The sequence below is a fragment of the Sphingomonas faeni genome, assembly GCF_024273235.1.
GTDB lineage: Bacteria > Pseudomonadota > Alphaproteobacteria > Sphingomonadales > Sphingomonadaceae > Sphingomonas > Sphingomonas faeni_A.
On sequence record NZ_JANBVH010000017.1, the window covers coordinates 87,023 to 104,398 of the forward strand.

Genomic DNA, 17,376 nt, shown 5'->3' on the forward strand with positions numbered 1-17,376 from the left:
TGGATGCGTGTTCCGGGACGGTTCTGCTTCGATCCCGCTCGAACGCGATACCCACCCCGGCGAAGGCCGGGGCCCAATTGGAGAGGTCGCAGTAACCTAGGGGTAGCCTCGCAATTGATGTTCCCCAATTGGGCCCCGGCCTTCGCCGGGGTGGTACATGGATCACCGGAGTGGTGATGAATTCGTCGCGGGCGTCAGGCCGTCAGGCTGAGCGCGACCGCTTCCGCGACCTTGATGCCGTCGACCGCTGCCGACAGGATACCGCCTGCATAGCCGGCGCCTTCGCCCGCCGGGAACAGGCCGGCGGTGTTGAGGCTGACGAAATCGTCGCCGCGCGTGATCCTCACCGGGGACGAGGTGCGCGTCTCCACCCCGGTCAGCACGGCGTCGGGATGATCGTAACCGGGGATTTCGCGGCCGAACGCGGGTAGCGCCTCGCGCAACGCTGTGATCGCGAATTCGGGCAGGCATTCGGACAGGTCGGTCATGTGCACGCCCGGCTTGTACGACGGGATCACCGAGCCGAGCGCGGTCGAGGCGCGGCCCGCGAGCAGGTCGCCGATGCGTTGCGCGGGTGCCTTGTAGTCAGAGCCGCCGGCGACATAGGCGCGCGATTCCCAGTGACGTTGGAGTTCGATCCCCGCCAGCGGGTGGCCGGGATAGTCGCGCTCGGGGTCGATGCCGATGACGATGCCGGAGTTCGCGTTGCGTTCGTTGCGCGAATATTGGCTCATGCCATTGGTGGCGACGCGACCCTCTTCGGAGGTCGCTGCGACGACGGTACCGCCCGGGCACATGCAGAAGCTGTAGACCGTCCGCCCGTTCTTGCAGTGGTGCGACAGGCTGTACGCCGCCGCGCCGAGATCGGGGTGACCCGCGCACGGGCCGAACCGCGCTTCGTCGATCCACGATTGCGGATGTTCGATGCGGACGCCGATCGAGAAGGGTTTCGCCTCGACGTGGACGCCCTTGGCGTGGAGCATCTCGAACGTGTCGCGCGCGCTGTGGCCGACGGCGAAGACGACGTGGTTGGCTTCGAGATAGTCGCCAGTGCTGAGGTGGAGCCCGCGGAGTTGGCGCGTGCCGGCTTCCTCGACGATATCGAGACCGTCGACGCGGGTGGAGAAGCGGTATTCGCCGCCCAGCGCCTCGATCGTCTCGCGCATGCTCTCGACCATCGTGACGAGGCGGAAGGTGCCGATATGCGGGTGCGCCTCGGTGAGGATTTCGGGCGGCGCGCCGGCCTTGACGAACTCGGTCAGGACTTTGCGGCCGAGATGGCGCGGGTCCTTGATCTGGCTCCAGAGCTTGCCGTCGGAGAAGGTGCCGGCGCCGCCTTCGCCGAACTGGACGTTGGATTCGGGGTTGAGGACGCTCTTGCGCCAGAGGCCCCAAGTGTCCTTGGTGCGCTCGCGGACGACCTTGCCGCGGTCTAGGATGATCGGGCTGAAGCCCATCTGCGCTAGGATCAGGCCGGCGAAGAGGCCGCACGGCCCGGCGCCGACGACCACCGGGCGTGGGCCGGTATAGCTCGGGCCGCCCTTGGTGACGAAGCGATATCCCGTGTCGGGCGTGCGCTGGACGTGGCGATCCTTGCGGAAGCGCTGGAGCACCGTGTCCTCGTTCTTCAGCGTGACGTCGACCGAATAGACGAGCTGGATGTCCATCTTGTCGCGCGCATCGTGCGCACGCCTCGCGATGGTGTAGCGGATCAGGTCGCGCGGGGTGACGCGCAGGCGGTCGCGGATCGCGGCGGGGAGCGCTTCGTCGGCGTGGTTGAGGGGCAGCTTGAGGTCGGTGATGCGGAGCATGCTCGGTCCTCTAGCGCCACGCGGCGCGATCCGCCATCGGGGGCGAGAGAGGACATGATCATGCGGACCGACGACGAGCAGAATGCCAAGAGCGCCAAGCGCAAGGAGGTCCACGACCGGATCGTCGCGAGCAAGACGATCGAGAAGGGACTGATCATCGTCCACACCGGCAAGGGCAAGGGCAAGTCGACCGCCGCGTTCGGCATGGCGGTGCGGATGATCGGGCATGGGCGGAAAGTCGGCGTGGTGCAGTTCGTCAAGGGGGCGATGGCGACCGGCGAGAAGGCGGTCTTCGACGCATTCCCCGACCTGTGCGAGTTCAAGCCGATGGGGGAGGGCTTCACGTGGGATACGCAGGACCGCGCGCGCGATATCACGGTGGCGCGCGAAGCCTGGGACGAGGTGAAGCGGATGATCGCCGACCCGTCCTATGCGATGGTGGTCGCGGACGAGTTGAACATCGTCTTGCGGTATGAGTATTTGCCGGTCGACGAGGTGCTGGCCGTGTTGGCGGGGAAGCCGGAGATGACGCATGTCGTGGTCACCGGTCGGAATGCGCCGGATGCGCTGATCGAGGTGGCAGATCTGGTGACCGAGATGACGCAGGTGAAGCATCCGTTCCGGTCGGGGGTGAAGGCGCAGGCCGGCGTGGAGTTCTAACGCTTCTCCCGTCACCCCGGACCTGTTCCGGGGTCCACCGTTCCGCGCAATCCAACCTGTCGAGCCTGCGGAACGGTGGATGCCGGAACGAGCCCGGCATGACGGAGTGTCTGGTGAGATGCCGCGTATTGCACGCAACGCACCGCCCGCGTATCGCTCGATCCGCGACAGGTTTTCCCGAGGCGGCAACGCTTGGGGGAATGAAAATGGGAACGGGAATCACCCGGCTGCCCCTGCAACTGTACGCGGCGAGCCACCGTGCCTCATGCCATTGGGATACTCCCGAGAAGGCGGCGCGGACGGCGTTGACCCGCGAGCCAGGAGACCTGCCCGTCGCGGTCGTCTTTCGTCCGGCCAGGGTGCGCCGAACGGACGGGTAACACCCCGAGCGACGACATCGCTTCGCGTCGCGCGGAGGCTGGAGGCGTGCGCCTTTTGCCCCTCTCGCGGTGCGGGATCGACTGTCCGAGGGGGTTCCTATGCCAAGTCTACATGATGTTGCGATCGTCCGGGAACGGACATGCTGAAGCCCGCCGAGGACGGCGTCGCAGTGGTCGCGTGCAACACGTGCCGCCATTCCGCCGACGCGCGCGACGACGAGCAGGGCCAGCGCGGCGGCGCACGCCTCGTGCAGGCGCTGAAGACGGTGCAGGCGAGCGACCCGGCCTATGCCAATGTCGCGGTGCAGGAGATGCCGTGCCTGTTCGCATGCCAGGATTTCTGCACGATCCACCTGCGCGCGCCGGCGAAGGTCGGCTATGTGCTCGGCCGGTTCGAGCCGACCGAGGATTCCGCGCGCGCGATCCTCGATTACGCGCGGCTCTACGGCGAGAGCGCGTTCGGGCAGGTGCCGTTCAAGCAATGGCCGCAGGGTGTGAAGGGGCATTTCATCACCCGCACGCCGCCCGCCGGGTTCCTCGTCGAATGACTGCGTTCGCGACGCCCGCCGCGTTTCTGGCGGCCTTGCGCGGCTTGCCCCAAGCGGATGCGGCGGCACGATCCGCGGCGATCGCCCGGCAAGGCGAACTGACCAAGCCGCCGGGCTCGCTCGGGCGGCTGGAGGATATCGCGGTCTTCATGGCCGGCTGGCAGGGCAACCCGCTGCCCCGGCTCGATCGCGGGAGCGCGGTGGTATTCGCGGGTAACCACGGCATCGTCGCGCGCGGGGTGAGTGCGTTCCCCGCGTCGGTCACCGCGCAGATGGTCGCCAATTTCGAGCATGGCGGCGCGGCGATCAACGCGCTGTCGCGGGCGGCGGGTCTCGACCTCAAGATCGTGTCGCTGGACCTCGACCGGGCGACCGCGGATTTTACGCAAGCGCCGGCAATGTCGGAGGGGGAATGCCTCGCCGCGATCAACGCAGGGGCGGCGGCAGTCGCGGACGCGCCGGACCTGGTGGTGCTCGGCGAAATGGGGATCGGCAATTCGACCACCGCCGCGGCACTGTGTCTGGCGAGCTTCGGCGGGTCGGCGAGCGACTGGGTAGGGCCGGGTACCGGCGTCGATGGCGATGGCATCGCGCGGAAGATCGCGGTCGTCGAGGCTGGGGTCGCGCTGCACCGGGACGCGCTGGGCACGCCGTTCGAGATCTTGCGGCGGCTCGGCGGACGCGAGTTGGCGGCGATCGCGGGCGCGGTGGTCGCGGCGCGGCAGGCGGGCGTGCCGGTGATGCTCGACGGTTTCATCTGCTGTTCGGCTGTGGCACCATTGGCTGCGGCGTGCCCCGACATCCTCGCGCACTGCCTTGCCGGGCATGTCTCGGCGGAGCCGGGGCATCGTCTTCTGCTCGAGCGCATGGGGATCGAGCCGCTGCTCTCGCTCGGGATGCGGCTCGGCGAGGCGAGCGGGGCTGCGACGGCGACATTGCTCGTCCGGGCCGCGCTGGCCGCGCATGCGGAGATGGCGACGTTCGCCGAGGCGGGCGTTTCGGCGGCGTGAGTGCGCACATGCTGTATCTGATGCGGCATGGTGCGCCCGAAGTGGCGGGGCGAATGCTCGGGCGAACCGACGACCCGGTGACCGAGGGAGGGATTGCCGCCTGTCTGGCACGCGCCGAGAGTCTTGCGATCGAACGGATCGAGGCCTCCGATCTGATCCGCGCACGCGCCTGTGCGGCGGCGATAGGTGAGCTGCGCGGAGTTTCGGTCGAGGTCGATCCACGCTGGCGGGAACTCGACTTCGGCGCTTGGGATGGCTTGGCCCCCGCCGAGATAGACGCCGCCGAGTTGGCGGCGTTCTACGACGATCCCGATGCCTCGCCACCGCCCGATGGCGAACGCTGGTCCGCGTTGCAGGATCGTGTCGCGCGTGCGCTGGCAGAGATGCCACCGGTATCGACCTTGGTCGTCACGCATGGCGGCGCGATCCGGGCGTCGCTCGCGGAGTTGTGCGGGTTCGATCGACGCCAAATCTGGGCGTTCGACCTCCCCTATGCCGCGCTCGTCTCGCTGCGCATCTGGCCGAGCCCGACGCGGACCGTGCAGATCGTCGGGCTGGCGACATGAAAGGGCTGATGGTCGCGTTCGGCTTCCTGACCCGGCTGCCGATGCCGCGGATCGAAATGGGGGCTGAGGATTTCGCCGCGGCGATCCGGTTCTACCCCATCGTCGGTCTCGCGATCGGCCTGCTCGTCGCGGCGGCCGGATGGCTGGGCGCGCTGGTCGATCCTTGGATAGGGGCCTGTGCCGCGCTGCTGACCTGGATCGCGGTGACGGGGGCGCTGCATCTCGACGGGCTTGCCGACCTCGCCGACGGGCTCGGCGCGGCGCATGGCGATCGGACGCGCCTGCTCGCGGTGATGGCCGATCCGCATATCGGGAGCTTCGGCGTCGTCGCGATCGTCGGTCAGATGCTCGCCAAGCTCGTGCTGCTGCACGCCGTAGGGGTAGGCTGGGGGCTGGTCCTTGTGCCGTTCGCGGCGAGGATGGGGCCGCTCGCATGGGCGAGACTGTTGCCGCCACTGCGGCCCGGCGGGCTTGGCGCAGCGGTCGCCGGCGCGGTCCGCGCCCGCGATCTGCTGGGATGGGGCCTGTTGCTCGCGCTCGCCGCCGTCGCGGTGCCGGCGCTCATCGCTCTCCCGCTGCTCGTGCTCGGCGTCGCGGCGTGGTTCCGGCGGACGCTGGGCGGGGTGACGGGCGACGCGCATGGCGCCGGCATCGAGATCGTCGAAACCGGGCTGCTAGTCGCGCTCGCGGTGGCCGGCGCGCTCGCTTAACGCGAGCAGCGCATCGAGATCGACGTGACGTTCGAGCGTCGCGGCGATCGCATCGAGCGCGGCATCGATCGACGCGCCATGATCAGGTCCGCTGGCCGCGACGCCGAGCCGCGCAAGCCACGCCGCGCGTTGCTCCGCGAGCGCAAGCAGGCCGTGGACGTAGCTCCCTGACACCAGCCCGTCCGCACTCGTCGCGCCTTCGGGACTGCCATCGGCGCGGTGGCCGACCGGGCGTGCGGTCGCGGGGCCGGTGGTAGCACCCATGTGCATTTCATAGCCCTCGAATGCCGCGCCCTGCGCCCGGCCGTGCACCCGCTCCAACGTCTTGCGGCCGGTGAGGACCGTGTCGATGTCGAGCAGTCCGAGCCCGTTGACACGCCCCGCCCGCCCCTCGATCCCGTCCGGGTCGGCGATGCTGCGACCGAGCATCTGGTAACCGCCGCAGAGCCCGAGCACCGGCTTGCCGCGGCGGTGATGCGCGCGGATATCGATGTCCCATCCCTGCGCGCGGACGAAGGCGAGGTCGGGGATCGTCGCCTTCGAGCCCGCGAGCACGATCATGTCGACGTCCGGGATCGGCGTGCCCGGCGGCACCATGACCAGCGCGGCACCGGGCTCGAGCCGAAGCGGATCGAGGTCGTCGAAATTGGCGATCCGCGGCGTGATCGGGCAGGCGATCGTGACGCGGCGTTGTGTACTGGCGACCGGGCGTTCGAGGATCACCGCGTCCTCACTCGGCAACCGTACCGCTTCGGCAAGCCATGGCACGACGCCGTAGCCGCGCCATCCGCTTCGCGCTTCGATCGCGCGATAGCCGTCGTCGAACAGCGCCGGGTCGCCGCGGAACTTGTTGATCAGGAACCCGTGGATCATCGCCGCGTCGACCGGATCGATCACTGCGCGGGTACCGACGATCGCCGCGATCACGCCGCCGCGGTCGATATCTCCGACCAGCACCACGGGTACGTCGGCAGCGCGTGCGAACCCCATGTTGGCGATGTCGCCGCCACGCAGGTTGATCTCCGCCGGGCTGCCTGCGCCCTCGACCACGACGAGATCGCAGGTGGCCGACAGCCGTTCGAAGCTGTCGAGCACGTCGACCAGCAGCCCTTCGCGACCTTCGCGCCAACGTGCCGCGGCGAGCGTGCCGCGTACTTGGCCGCGGACGATCAGTTGCGAGGTGCGGTCACCCTGTGGCTTGAGCAGCACCGGGTTCATGTCGACGCTGGGTTCGACGCGACAGGCGATCGCCTGCGTCGCCTGCGCGCGGCCGATCTCGCCGCCGTCGGCGGTGACGGCGGCGTTGTTCGACATGTTCTGCGGCTTGAACGGGCGGACCGACAGCCCGCGATTGGCGAACGCGCGGCACAGTCCCGCGACCAGGACCGACTTGCCGACGTCCGAGCCGGTCCCCTGGAGCATCAGAGCGCCCATGCGATTCCTCCGCCAATGACGAACAGCAGCACGCACGCCCGGCGATAGATGCCGAGCGCGGCGCGAAGATCGGCGGCGGTAGCGTCCGCGCGGCCATAGCCGATATAGGGCTTGGCGACGCTCACCCCGTCATAGGCGATCGGGCCCGCAAGCTTGAGATCAAGCGCACCGGCCATCGCGGCTTCGGGCCAGCCGGCGTTGGGCGACGCGTGATTGCCCGCGTCGCGCCACATCGTCCGCCATCCGCCGAGCCCGGCAAGGCACAGCAGCACGCCGCTGATCCGCGCGGGGATCAGGTTCGCCACATCGTCGGTGCGCGCCGCCGCCCAACCGAACGCGCGCCAACGCTCCTCGCGGTGCCCGATCAAACTGTCCGCTGTGTTGATCGCCTTGTACGCCCACAGTCCCGGCAGCCCGGCCACGAGCAGCCAGAACAGCGGCGCGACGACGCCGTCGCACACGCTCTCGGCAAGGCTCTCGATCGCCGCCCGAGCGACGCCGGCTTCGTCGAGCGAGGCGACGTCACGGCCGACGATCATCGCGACGCGCGCGCGGCCAGTCTCGAGATCGCTGGCGGCCAGCGCACGTGCGACCGGAACGACATGATCGTACAGGCTGCGGATCGCGAGCCCCGGTGCGGCCATGAGGCCGATCGCGATCCACGCCGCCGAGCCCAACGCGTGGCGGGCGAGCAGCGTCGCCGCCGCCGCTACCCCGATTGCGATGGCGACAACTAACGCCAATGTCAGGATTCCTGCGGCGCGACGATGGGCGCTCAATGCGGCGGAAATATTCCAGCGCGCCTCCGCCCAGCCGATCACGCGCGCGAACCCGCCGACCGGATGACCGATCCGGGCATAGAGCGCGGGCGGCCAGCCGATCGCCACGTCCACCAGGATTGCCAGCGCGGCAATCGGCTCAGCCACCGGCAAGAGCCCGGTCGAGACGGTCGAACGCGGCATCGTCCCCCGGCACGCCGAAGCGGAGCCAGCGCGGCGCGTGATCGAACGGACGCGTGAGGATACCCGATCGCGCGAGGCATTCGAATACCGCTGGGGCATCGTCGCTCTCCACCAGCCGGAACAACGGGCACGCGCCCTGGCTCTGGAGGCCGTGACGACCGAGCAGCGTGTCGAGCCGGCCGGCACGCGCGACGATCGATCGCCGAGCTTCCGCGATCCACGCGGTATCCCGGTAGGCCGCCGTGCCGTAGGCGACCGCGAGCGCGGAAACGGGCCAGCTGCCCAAGCGACGCCGCATCGCGTCCGCCTGCACGGGCGGCGCGATCATGAAGCCCAGTCGCACGCCCGCGAGCCCGAAGAACTTGCCGAACGACCGGAATATGATCGCCCGGTCGTCGGGATCGAGACGCGGGACGAGGCTGAGCGCCGGTGCGATATCGGCAAAGGCCTCGTCGACGACCAGCCACGCGCCGCGCCGGGCGATCCGCAACAGTCGATCGGGCGCATCGAGGGCGCCGTCGGGATTGTTCGGGTTGGCCAGCAGGAGCGTGCCGTCGCGGATCGTGTCGATCGCGTCGCGCGCGATCGGTGTCGCACCCCCGATCGCATCCTCATGCGTCGAGTAGCTGGGCGTGACGAAGCGGACAGGCGACGGCAGGTCGAGACTATCGAGCGCGCGAAGGCCGATCTCGCTGCCGGGCAAGGCGACGACCCGATCCGCGCTGGCGCCGAACATCGCCGCCGCGGCCGTTTCGAGATCGCGGATGGCGCCTGGGGAAGGCAGCCTTTGCAGATCGACCGACGGCGCGCGGCCGGCTGGCCAAGGGCATGGATTGATGCCCGTCGACAGATCGAGCCATGGCTGCGGCGCACCCGGAAAGCAGGTGGCGGCGATATCGATCCGTCCACCGTGGATGCGCAGGGCCTTCATTCCGTCGGTCAGTTCCATGGGCTTTTGCTTGATCTTCGCGGCGTCATCGTCATTCCGGGTGGCGGCCGCAAGCACGAAGGACACGACATGGTGCAATCAGTTGGAGCGGCGTTCGGCAGGAGCCTGTTCGTGCTCGGTGGCGCGCGCTCGGGCAAGAGTCGTCATGCGCAGGAAACCGCCGAGGCAATCGCGACCGCCGAGCAACTCAAGCTCGTCTATGTCGCGACCGCGCAGGCGTTCGACGGCGAGATGACCGATCGGATCGCGCGCCATCGCGCCGATCGCGACGACCGGTGGGAGACCGTCGAGGCACCGCTGGCGCTGCCCGACGCGTTGCTCGCCGCCGACGCGGTCGATACCGTCCTGCTCGTCGATTGCCTGACCCTGTGGGTATCCAATCTGCTGCTCGACGATGCGCCGATCGCGGCGCGGACCGATGCGCTGCTGGACGCCATCGGTCGGCTCGAAGGACGGATCATCATCGTATCGAACGAGGTCGGGTTCGGGATCGTGCCGGACAATGCCCTGGCCCGCCGCTTCCGGGATGCCGCGGGGTTCCTTCATCAGCGCATCGCCGCCGAGGTGGATTCGGTCGATATGGTGATGGCGGGCCTCGTCCAGCGCTTTAAAGGACCGCCGCAGCCCTGAGGCGCAACGGGCATCGTCCGGCACCGGTTTGCAATTGGCTTTTCGGCCCATGGCGAGCATAGACAACCACCAATCGAAGTGGGGGCGGCGGTATGCATAGCAAGGCGCAAACGATCGCACGATTGAAGTCGATGGCGTTCCTGGTCGAGGAAGCATTGCGCATCGCCGACGAAGGTGACGACGCATTGCTTGGTGCCAAGCTCAGCGATTGCCTGGATTGCCTTCGCGTGGCCTTGGAACAGATCGGTGTACGAGCGGCTCAAGCGGGCCATCATGACGACGCCTCCGTCGACTCTACTGTGCCAGCCGACCCCGAGCCACTTGAAAGCGGTCGCCCGGATCAGGCCTGACCGTTTTGCCCGACAGCCGCCGCGTCATCGTGCTTTGGTCGCGATCTGCGGGTTTCGGGGTGTGCCGGAGCGGCGTTTCGATACGCCCAAATACTTCGGTCGACGCCTACAGATTATCAGATCGTTCACCTAGGTTTGTCTCAATCATCTTTATTTAGATCTATCGCGTCATCGTGACATATATCTAAACGTCGTCGTCCCGACTATGTTATTAAGTCTGATCGCCAGCCGATTTTTGGGCACTGACGACCGAGAGATGCATGTGCTCCCGCCCCGATATTTGCGGGAATACACTATGATCTCAACGCCTGGGCCACTGGCCCTGATGGTGCGGAAGTTGGAGACGCACGCCGTCCTGAGCGCCGAGGATCGAACGGCGTTGCTCGCGCTTCCGTTTACGTGCCGAACCTACGAACCCTCCTCGTACCTGGTCCGTGAAGGCGATGCGCCCGAGCAGTGCGCGGTCCTGATGTCCGGGTTTGCCTATCGCCAGAAGCTGACGGGATCGGGCATGCGCCAGATCGTGTCGTTGCACATTCCCGGCGAAGCGCTCGATTTCCAGCATCTGTTCCTCGATGTCGCCGATCACAATGTCCAGACGCTGACGCGCGCCGAGGTGGCGACGATCCCGCGGACGGCGTTGCGAGACCTGGCGCGCAAGCGGGCGTCGATCGGCAATGCGATCTTCGTCAACACGCTGGTCGAGGGGTCGATCTTCCGCGAGTGGATCCTGAATATCGGACGCCGCGACGCCCGATCGCGGCTGGCGCACTTCCTGTGCGAATTCGCCATCCGCCTCGATATGCAGGGTTTGACCGGCGAGGAGGGATATGAACTGCCGATGAGCCAGGAACAGCTCGGCGATGCGCTAGGCCTGACGGCGGTGCATGTGAACCGCACGATCAAGTCTCTGGAGGCCGATGGGCTGATCAGTCGCAATCGTCGCCGGATCAGCTTTCCGAAATGGGATGCGCTGCGCGAACTCGCCGACTTCTCGACCCGGTATCTGCACCTGGCGCAACAAAAGACCTGACCCGAGGCTAGGGGCCGCGCGTCCGATCGACCGAATCGATCAGCTTGCCCCCCGCCATGAACACGGCGATCGGACAGGCGGCGAACAGCAACCAGCCGCCATAGCCGGGATATTGTTCGAGGTAGCGCATCCCGCGTTCCACGGCGCCCAATCCCAAGCCGTAGATCACGAGAAACGCCTCGAATTTGGTCTTGATGATGAAGAGGCGAGCAAAGCGGTTCCACATGCCCCGCGCCTGAGCAAGATGCGTACCAGTGCCGGAAATCCGCCGTTTCGCTCCCGTTGCGTATGGTTAAATGTAAATTAACCCGACGTTTTGGCGGTGCGGTCCGGCCTGCCGATCAAGGATCGCTCCGCTGCGATCAAGGATCGCTCCGCTCTGCCTTACAGCCGCGCGACGTGGGTCACGCGGTCACCCTCCGCGACGTCCAGCGCCTGGGCGCAAGCCTCGTCGATCGCAATCCCGGCCGATACGTCGCGAACGCGTCCGAACGCACAGCGAAAATCGGCGAGCGTGCCGGTGGCGACCAACGCCTCGGTGCCGCCGTCGGGTTCGACCGTGGCGACGATGCTGTTCTGTGCCTGGGCGATCGTGCGGACCTGATCGGTGCGGGCGGTCATCGTCGGGCCGCCGTCGAAGATGTCGACGTAATTATCGAACGCGAAGCCTTCGTTCTCCAGCATGCGCATCGCCGCGCGGCCCGAGGGGTGCGGCAAGCCGATCGCCGCGCGTGCGCTCTCGGTCAACATCGCGGTGTAGATCGGGTGCTTGGGCATCAGGTCGGCGATGAACTGGTGGCCGTTGATCGCATTGAACTGATCCGCGTCCTGGAAATTCATCCCGAAGAAGCGGCCCGCAAGGCCGTCCCAGAACGGCGAGCCGCCGGCCTCGTCGATCACCCCGCGCAGTTCGGCGAGGATGCGGTCGGCAAAGCGCGCGGGGTGCATCTTGATGAAGAGGTAGCGGCTGCGAGCGAGCAGCAGGCCGAGGCCACCCGCGCGCTCGCCAGGGTGCAGGAAGAGCCCGCCGACTTCGCTCGCGCCTTCGAGGTCAGTGGCGAGCGAGAGCATGTCCGCGCGGAAGGTGCGGTTGAGTTCGCGGCTATGCTGGGTGAGCTGGCCGATCCGGTAGCTGTAGAACGGGTAGCTCTGGCCGACCTGCGTGAAGATCTGGCACGTGCCGCGCACCTCCTGCGTCTCGATGTTCTCGAGGATGAGGACGAACAGCTCGTCTTGGACCGGGCCATCGGTGCGCGCGAAGGCGGCGTGGCTGCGCTCGAGCTTGGCGGTCAGCGCGCGGCGATCGGGCGGCAGGTTGGTGAAGCCGCCGCCGGTGAGCTTGGCCATTTCGTAGAGATGCTGGAGATCGGCATCGACCGCCGCGCGGATCCTGAAGCTCACAAGCGGCCCTCCGCGATACGCAATATGGTGACGGCCGACAGCGCCGCGCGCTCGGCCAGACTGTCGGGGATCATGAATTCGTCGGTCGAATGGATCGCGCCGCCGCGGACGCCCATCGTGTCGACGACGGGCACGCCGGCGGCGGCGATATTGTTGCCGTCGCAAACGCCGCCGGTCGCTTTCCAGGCGATGTCGAGGCCGAGGTCCGCGCCGGATGCCTTGACCAGATCGAACAGCCGCGCGGCGCCCGGGTCGATCGGCTTCGGGGGGCGGTTGAAGCTGCCATGGACCTCGATGCGGACGTCATGCTCTGCGGCGACCATCGCCACCGCAGAGTCGATATGCGCCTGCGCGCGCGTGATCTCGTCGAGCGTCGCGGGGCGGAAGTTGATCCGAAGAATGGCGAGGTCGGGCACGACGTTGTTCGGGCCGCCGCCCTCGATCCGTGCCGGGTTCACGGCGAGACGGGGCCCGCGCACCTTCGACAGGCGTACCGCGATATCGGCCGCCGCGACCAGCGCGTTGCGACCGTCCTCCGGATTGCGACCGGCATGCGCGCTGCGGCCGTGAACGATGATAGAGAAGTTTCCCGTGCCGCCGCGCGCACCGGCAAGCGTACCGTCGGCAAGCGCCGGTTCGTAGGTCAGCGCGGCGACCTTGCCGTGCGCGGCGCGGGCCAACAGCGCTGCGGAGGAGAAGGAGCCGGTCTCCTCGTCCGAGTTGACGACGACGTCATAGCCGATCCGGGCGGCGAGGGGGCTGGCTTCGACCGCCCGGAGCGCCGCGAGCATGACGGCGAGGCCCCCTTTCATATCCGCCACGCCGGGACCGTTCAGCCGGCCGTCATCGAGCCACTTCAGCGATTGGAACGCGTGATCGACCGGGTAGACCGTGTCCATGTGCCCGGTGAACAGCATCCGCACCGGCGCGTCCGGGCGCACGACGAGATGCAAATGCTTGCCGTGCTCGATCGCCGAGACCACGCCGTCCGCACCGACGCTGTCGACCGGAGTCGGCTCGATCAGCGTGATCTCGCCCGGCAGGATCGCTAACGCATCGCCTAACAGTCCTGCCATCTTCGCGAGCCCCGCGAGATTGCGCGTGCCGCTGTTGATGGCCGCCCACGTCTCGACCTGGGCCAGCATGGGTGCAGCGCCCGCCGTGTCGACGGCATCGCGCTCTATCGTTGAAAGTCCCCTCATCGCGTAACCCTAGCGAGGCCGGGCGCGCGAGGGAACAGCGTCAGAAGCTGTAGACGAGCGATGCGCGGCTGGTGGTGTCGGTCGAGACCGAACCGACCGGCGGTTCGCTTTCATACTGGACGCTGTACGACAGCGCGGCGGACAGCGGCCCGATCAGCTTGGCGTTGAGTGACGTCGTGCCGCTGAGCGTGCTGTTGTAGCGCTGGACATAGGCGGACGCGACCTGGCTGACCGACAGCCCGCTGAGGATGCGGATGCTGAAGTTCGCGGTGCCACGCGCGGCGATGCTGCTCTGCACGGTGTCATCGGTGAATTCGGTGTAGCGATAGGCTGGCCCGAGTTCGAGATCGAGCTTGGTGCCGGCCGTCTTGATCAGGCTGTATCCGGCACCGATCGAGGTCGAATAGCGGTTGTAATAGCCGAGGAACCGGTCGCCTTCATATTGCGCGACGCCGTAGATATAGGCGCGGTCGTCGATCTTGTAGTTCGGTTCGTACGAGGCGAGGTAATGCTCGCGCGTCGTGATGTTGAGGTTCGACTGATAATCGGCCTGGGCATGGAATTTCTGGCGCCAGCGAAGACCTTCGCGGTTGAGGTCCAGCACCGCAGTGCCGCCGGCCGTGTCGGAGTTGCCGGTGGTCAGATAGCCGCCGACCTCCGCCTTGCCGCTCCACAAGTCGAGGAAGCTCGCCTGGCGGATGACCTGCGTGCGCTGTGCGGCGCGGTCGGCCTTCCACTTCTCGGCGATCGCCAGCACCGCGTCGCCGCTGAGCGGATCGGCGGCGCGGGCATATTTGGCGACCGTGTTGACGTCCGCTTCGTTCCCCGATTCCAGCGCCGCATCGAGCATCGCGCGGATCGTTTCGGGGATCATCACCGATTGCGGATCGGGCGCGTTCGCCAGCAGCAGCGGGGCGAGAAGGAGAAGGGATAAGCGACGCACAGCCGTTCCGTAGCGGCAGTGCAGCATATTGGGAACTGCTCAGCGCGTGCCGGTTGCGCCGAGATGTGGCGCGAAGGCGGCGAGTACCTGTTCGTACAGCGCCTTCTTGAACGGGACGATCAGCCGCGGCAGGTCGGCGGGATCGCTCCAGCGCCACGCGCGGAATTCCTCGTGCTCCGTGGCGATGTTCACGTCGGCGTCGGTGCCGAGGAAGCGGTACAGGAACCAGCGCTGCGTCTGGCCGCGCCACTTGCCTTTCCAGACTTTCCCGAGAAGTTCGGGCGGGAGATCGTAAATGAACTCGCCGGGGGCTTCGGCGATCAGTTCGACCTTGTCGGGCATGACCCCGGTTTCCTCGCCGAGTTCGCGCAATGCGGCGGCTTCGGCATCCTCGCCGGGATCGATCCCCCCCTGCGGCATCTGCCACGCCTCCAGCGGCGAATCATTGCGCTGGCCGACGAAGACCTTCCCCTCGGCGTTGACGAGCATGATCCCGGCGCAGGGACGGTAGGGGAGGTTCGAAACGTCGGTCAAATTAGTCTCCGCAACGCAGGTGCTTGGGGCTCGGCCAGCTTGGGTCTCGGGCAGCGCGCTCCTACCTACGGAGCATGATCCATGTCGTCCACCATCCCGACTATGTCACACCGGCCCCCGCGCGCTCGACCTATCGCTGGAACAAGAACGGGCTGATCCGCGACCTCCTGCTAGAAAAGGGCGACGCGGTGGCGTGGCACCGGGCCGAGACAACGCCGACCGCTTGGCTGGAGGCGGTGCACGACGAGGACTACGTCGCCGAGGTGCTTCGCGCGGACGTGCCGAAGGAGAAGGAGCGGCGGATCGGGTTTCCGGTGACGGAGGCGGTGGCGTCGCGCGCGGCGATCGTGCCGCATGGGACGTGGCTGGCCGCGTGTCTTGCGTTGGAGCACGGGTTCGCAGCGAATACGGCGGGTGGGAGCCATCATGCGCTGGCGAACACCGGCGCGGGGTTTTGCGTGTTCAACGATCTGGCGGTCGCGGCGGCGCGACTGATCGACGAGGGGCGGGTGGCGCGCGTGCTCGTCGTCGATTGCGACGTGCATCAGGGTGACGGGACCGCGGCGCTGCTGGCGGGGCGGCCGGAGATCGCGACCTATTCGATCCACGCGGAGAAGAATTTCCCGGTGCTAAAGGCACGGTCGACGATCGATGTGCCGCTGCCGGACAAGGTGGGCGACGACGTCTATCTGGCGACGCTGGAGACGACCCTGGTGCCATTGATCGACGAGTTTCGGCCGGAGTTGATCCTGTATCAAGCGGGGGTGGATCCGTTCGACGGCGATCGGCTTGGGCGGCTGGCGCTGACCTTGGAGGGTCTGGCGCAGCGGGAGCGGCTCGTCGCTGGCTTCGCGATCGCACGAGGCGTGCCGCTCGCGAGCACGGTCGGCGGCGGGTACGGCGAGGATGCGCTGGCGATCGCCGAGCGGCACGTGGCCGCGATTATGACGCTCGGCCAAACTTTTGCGGCTGCGGGTGACGCCGGAAGGCGGGTTGGTGCATTGAACGCGCGATGACGACACCTTCCCTGCTCTGGCTGCGCCAGGACCTTCGCCTTCACGATCAACCCGCGCTTATCGCGGCCGCGCATGCGGGGCCGGTCATCCCGGTCTATGTGCTCGACGACGATGCGCCGGGGAAATGGAAGATTGGCGGGGCGCAGCGCTGGTGGCTGCATCATACGCTGGACGCGTTCGGCAAGGCGCTGGCGGACAAGGGATCGAAGCTGATCCTGCGGCGCGGCGGTGCGGTCGAGGTGCTGACGGCATTGATGGAGGAAACCGGTGCTGACCGCGTGCATGCGATCCGGCATTACGAGCCGTGGTGGCGCAAGGCCGAGGCTGCGCTCGGCAACCGGTTGTGCCTGCATGACGGCAACCACCTCGCACGCGTCGAGGATGTGAAGACGGGCTCGGGCGGCCAATTCAAGGTGTATTCCTCGTTCTGGAAGGCGCTCAACCAGATGATGCCACCGGGCGAGCCCGAGCCTGCGCCGAGGACGATTCCCGCGCCGTCGAAATGGCCGAAGAGCGAGAAACTGGCCGACTGGGATCTCTTGCCGACCAAGCCGGACTGGTCGACGGGGTTCAAGGACTGGACGCCGGGCGAGGCGCAGGCGTTGAAGAACGCGAAGGCGATGGCGCCGATCGTCGAGGCCTATGACGTCGATCGCAACATGCCGTCGATCGAGGGCACCTCGCGCCTGTCCCCGCATCTGCATTTCGGCGAGATTTCGCCGCGCGCGGTGTGGCATGCGGTCGACGGGCACGGCGATGCCACGACGTTCCGCAAGGAACTGGCGTGGCGGGATTTCACCGATGGTGTCGTGCTGGCGATGCCGGATTACGGCGATACGAACGGGCGGCCCAAGTTCGACAAGCTGCCCTGGCGGTCGGGCAAGGACGCGGAGGCGGACCTGAAGGCCTGGCAGGAGGGCAGGACCGGCTATCCGATCGTCGACGCCGGGATGCGCCAGCTTTGGGCGACCGGGTGGATGCACAACCGCGTGCGGATGATCACGGCGAGCTTCCTGGTGAAGCACCTGCTGATCGACTGGCGCGAGGGGGAGCGCTGGTTCTGGGACTGCCTGGTCGATGCGGATTACGGAAATAATTCGGTGAACTGGCAGTGGGTGGCCGGGACCGGGGTGGACTCGAACATGTTCGGGCGGATCATGGCGCCGTTGTCGCAGTCCGAGAAGTTCGACGCAGGGGACTATATCCGCGAGTGGGTGCCGGAACTGGCGAAGGTGTC

Annotated in this window: 19 protein-coding genes and 1 riboswitch; of the genes, 10 read left to right on the forward strand and 9 right to left on the reverse strand. The window is 67.4% G+C overall.

Translation table 11 applies throughout. The annotated features are described in order from the left end of the window. Nucleotides 1-194: 194 nt before the first annotated feature. Nucleotides 195-1,811, reverse strand: a complete 1,617-nt coding sequence (locus tag NLI89_RS11160) for an NAD(P)/FAD-dependent oxidoreductase (RefSeq protein ID WP_254687130.1) — start codon at nt 1,809-1,811, stop codon at nt 195-197. A 54-nt stretch (nt 1,812-1,865) separates the two neighbouring features. Between NLI89_RS11160 and cobO the strand changes: the two genes are divergently transcribed. The 5 genes from cobO (at nt 1,866) to cobS (ending at nt 5,685) form a co-directional block, all read left to right on the forward strand. Beyond that, entirely contained in the window at nt 1,866-2,471 is a 606-nt protein-coding gene (gene cobO / locus NLI89_RS11165; protein ID WP_254687131.1) for a cob(I)yrinic acid a,c-diamide adenosyltransferase, read from the forward strand. A gap of 152 nt (nt 2,472-2,623) precedes the next feature. Further along, a riboswitch (cobalamin riboswitch) is annotated at nt 2,624-2,819 on the forward strand. A 172-nt stretch (nt 2,820-2,991) separates the two neighbouring features. Beyond that, the gene (locus NLI89_RS11170) at nt 2,992-3,399 is read left to right on the forward strand and encodes a DUF1636 domain-containing protein (RefSeq protein ID WP_254687132.1); all 408 of its coding nucleotides are present in this window, start codon (nt 2,992-2,994) and stop codon (nt 3,397-3,399) included. After that, the gene (gene cobT / locus NLI89_RS11175) at nt 3,396-4,409 is read left to right on the forward strand and encodes a nicotinate-nucleotide--dimethylbenzimidazole phosphoribosyltransferase (RefSeq protein ID WP_254687133.1); all 1,014 of its coding nucleotides are present in this window, start codon (nt 3,396-3,398) and stop codon (nt 4,407-4,409) included. Before NLI89_RS11170 ends, cobT begins: the two co-directional genes overlap by 4 nt. Before the next feature lie 8 nt (nt 4,410-4,417). Beyond that, nucleotides 4,418-4,975, forward strand: coding sequence for a histidine phosphatase family protein (locus NLI89_RS11180; protein ID WP_302675729.1), 558 nt, complete (start codon nt 4,418-4,420; stop codon nt 4,973-4,975). After that, complete coding sequence (cobS, locus tag NLI89_RS11185; protein WP_254687135.1) at nt 4,972-5,685, forward strand: adenosylcobinamide-GDP ribazoletransferase; 714 nt, start codon at nt 4,972-4,974, stop codon at nt 5,683-5,685. The genes NLI89_RS11180 and cobS overlap by 4 nt, the downstream gene beginning before the upstream one ends. Here cobS and NLI89_RS11190 read toward each other — a convergent pair. From NLI89_RS11190 to NLI89_RS11200, 3 genes are read right to left on the reverse strand one after another with little or no spacing between them, the layout of a single operon-like run. Continuing rightward, nucleotides 5,650-7,119 (reverse strand): cobyric acid synthase, encoded by a 1,470-nt coding sequence (locus NLI89_RS11190; RefSeq protein ID WP_254687136.1) that lies wholly within the window; start codon nt 7,117-7,119, stop codon nt 5,650-5,652. The two genes, cobS and NLI89_RS11190, sit on opposite strands and share 36 nt — an antisense overlap. Continuing rightward, nucleotides 7,107-8,045 carry an adenosylcobinamide-phosphate synthase CbiB gene (gene cbiB, locus NLI89_RS11195; protein WP_254687137.1) on the reverse strand — a complete coding sequence of 313 codons (939 nt, stop codon included), beginning with the start codon at nt 8,043-8,045 and terminating at the stop codon, nt 7,107-7,109. The genes NLI89_RS11190 and cbiB overlap by 13 nt, the downstream gene beginning before the upstream one ends. Next, the gene (locus tag NLI89_RS11200) at nt 8,038-9,096 is read right to left on the reverse strand and encodes a threonine-phosphate decarboxylase (RefSeq protein ID WP_368077273.1); all 1,059 of its coding nucleotides are present in this window, start codon (nt 9,094-9,096) and stop codon (nt 8,038-8,040) included. Before NLI89_RS11200 ends, cbiB begins: the two co-directional genes overlap by 8 nt. A 3-nt stretch (nt 9,097-9,099) precedes the next feature. Here NLI89_RS11200 and cobU point away from each other — a divergent pair, with 3 nt between their 5' ends. The 3 genes from cobU to NLI89_RS11215 all read left to right on the forward strand — a co-directional run bounded on the left by cobU (nt 9,100) and on the right by NLI89_RS11215 (nt 11,043). Then, on the forward strand, nt 9,100-9,660 hold the full coding sequence (gene cobU / locus NLI89_RS11205) for a bifunctional adenosylcobinamide kinase/adenosylcobinamide-phosphate guanylyltransferase (protein WP_254687138.1): 561 nt from the start codon (nt 9,100-9,102) through the stop codon (nt 9,658-9,660). 92 nt (nt 9,661-9,752) lie between these two features. Further along, nucleotides 9,753-10,010 (forward strand): hypothetical protein, encoded by a 258-nt coding sequence (locus tag NLI89_RS11210; protein ID WP_254687139.1) that lies wholly within the window; start codon nt 9,753-9,755, stop codon nt 10,008-10,010. A 295-nt stretch (nt 10,011-10,305) separates the two neighbouring features. Continuing rightward, the gene (locus NLI89_RS11215) at nt 10,306-11,043 is read left to right on the forward strand and encodes a Crp/Fnr family transcriptional regulator (protein ID WP_254687140.1); all 738 of its coding nucleotides are present in this window, start codon (nt 10,306-10,308) and stop codon (nt 11,041-11,043) included. Between the two features lie 7 nt (nt 11,044-11,050). On the opposite strand, the gene NLI89_RS11220 is transcribed toward NLI89_RS11215, so the two are convergent. The 5 genes from NLI89_RS11220 to NLI89_RS11240 form a co-directional block, all read right to left on the reverse strand. Then, nucleotides 11,051-11,269 carry a hypothetical protein gene (locus NLI89_RS11220; RefSeq protein WP_254687141.1) on the reverse strand — a complete coding sequence of 73 codons (219 nt, stop codon included), beginning with the start codon at nt 11,267-11,269 and terminating at the stop codon, nt 11,051-11,053. A 158-nt stretch (nt 11,270-11,427) separates the two neighbouring features. After that, nucleotides 11,428-12,444 (reverse strand): arginine N-succinyltransferase, encoded by a 1,017-nt coding sequence (locus tag NLI89_RS11225; RefSeq protein ID WP_254687142.1) that lies wholly within the window; start codon nt 12,442-12,444, stop codon nt 11,428-11,430. After that, entirely contained in the window at nt 12,441-13,646 is a 1,206-nt protein-coding gene (locus NLI89_RS11230) for a hydrolase (protein ID WP_254687143.1), read from the reverse strand. The genes NLI89_RS11225 and NLI89_RS11230 overlap by 4 nt, the downstream gene beginning before the upstream one ends. A 40-nt stretch (nt 13,647-13,686) precedes the next feature. Continuing rightward, nucleotides 13,687-14,589 (reverse strand): DUF481 domain-containing protein, encoded by a 903-nt coding sequence (locus tag NLI89_RS11235; RefSeq protein WP_254687144.1) that lies wholly within the window; start codon nt 14,587-14,589, stop codon nt 13,687-13,689. 39 nt (nt 14,590-14,628) lie between these two features. Next, nucleotides 14,629-15,123: an RNA pyrophosphohydrolase gene (locus tag NLI89_RS11240; protein WP_254687145.1), complete on the reverse strand. Its 495-nt coding sequence runs from the start codon at nt 15,121-15,123 to the stop codon at nt 14,629-14,631. Between the two features lie 74 nt (nt 15,124-15,197). On the opposite strand from NLI89_RS11240, the gene NLI89_RS11245 reads away from it, so the two are divergent. Both NLI89_RS11245 and NLI89_RS11250 read left to right on the forward strand, forming a co-directional pair. Beyond that, nucleotides 15,198-16,139 carry a histone deacetylase family protein gene (locus NLI89_RS11245; protein ID WP_254687146.1) on the forward strand — a complete coding sequence of 314 codons (942 nt, stop codon included), beginning with the start codon at nt 15,198-15,200 and terminating at the stop codon, nt 16,137-16,139. Continuing rightward, the coding region (locus NLI89_RS11250; protein ID WP_254687147.1) for a cryptochrome/photolyase family protein at nt 16,136-17,376 on the forward strand (1,241 nt) is incomplete at its 3' end. The genes NLI89_RS11245 and NLI89_RS11250, both read left to right, overlap by 4 nt.

Bases quoted from the DNA above. Each gene is read 5' to 3' on its own strand.
- NLI89_RS11210 (WP_254687139.1), top strand. From the start codon at position 9,753: ATGCATAGCAAGGCGCAAACGATCGCACGATTGAAGTCGATGGCGTTC.
- cobO (WP_254687131.1), top strand. From the start codon at position 1,866: ATGATCATGCGGACCGACGACGAGCAGAATGCCAAGAGCGCCAAGCGC.
- NLI89_RS11170 (WP_254687132.1), top strand. From the start codon at position 2,992: ATGCTGAAGCCCGCCGAGGACGGCGTCGCAGTGGTCGCGTGCAACACG.
- NLI89_RS11230 (WP_254687143.1), bottom strand. From the start codon at position 13,646: ATGAGGGGACTTTCAACGATAGAGCGCGATGCCGTCGACACGGCGGGC.
- NLI89_RS11215 (WP_254687140.1), top strand. From the start codon at position 10,306: ATGATCTCAACGCCTGGGCCACTGGCCCTGATGGTGCGGAAGTTGGAG.
- NLI89_RS11190 (WP_254687136.1), bottom strand. From the start codon at position 7,119: ATGGGCGCTCTGATGCTCCAGGGGACCGGCTCGGACGTCGGCAAGTCG.
- cobT (WP_254687133.1), top strand. From the start codon at position 3,396: ATGACTGCGTTCGCGACGCCCGCCGCGTTTCTGGCGGCCTTGCGCGGC.
- cobS (WP_254687135.1), top strand. From the start codon at position 4,972: ATGAAAGGGCTGATGGTCGCGTTCGGCTTCCTGACCCGGCTGCCGATG.
- NLI89_RS11160 (WP_254687130.1), bottom strand. From the start codon at position 1,811: ATGCTCCGCATCACCGACCTCAAGCTGCCCCTCAACCACGCCGACGAA.
- NLI89_RS11220 (WP_254687141.1), bottom strand. From the start codon at position 11,269: ATGTGGAACCGCTTTGCTCGCCTCTTCATCATCAAGACCAAATTCGAG.
- cobU (WP_254687138.1), top strand. From the start codon at position 9,100: ATGGTGCAATCAGTTGGAGCGGCGTTCGGCAGGAGCCTGTTCGTGCTC.
- NLI89_RS11180 (WP_302675729.1), top strand. From the start codon at position 4,418: ATGCTGTATCTGATGCGGCATGGTGCGCCCGAAGTGGCGGGGCGAATG.
- NLI89_RS11245 (WP_254687146.1), top strand. From the start codon at position 15,198: ATGATCCATGTCGTCCACCATCCCGACTATGTCACACCGGCCCCCGCG.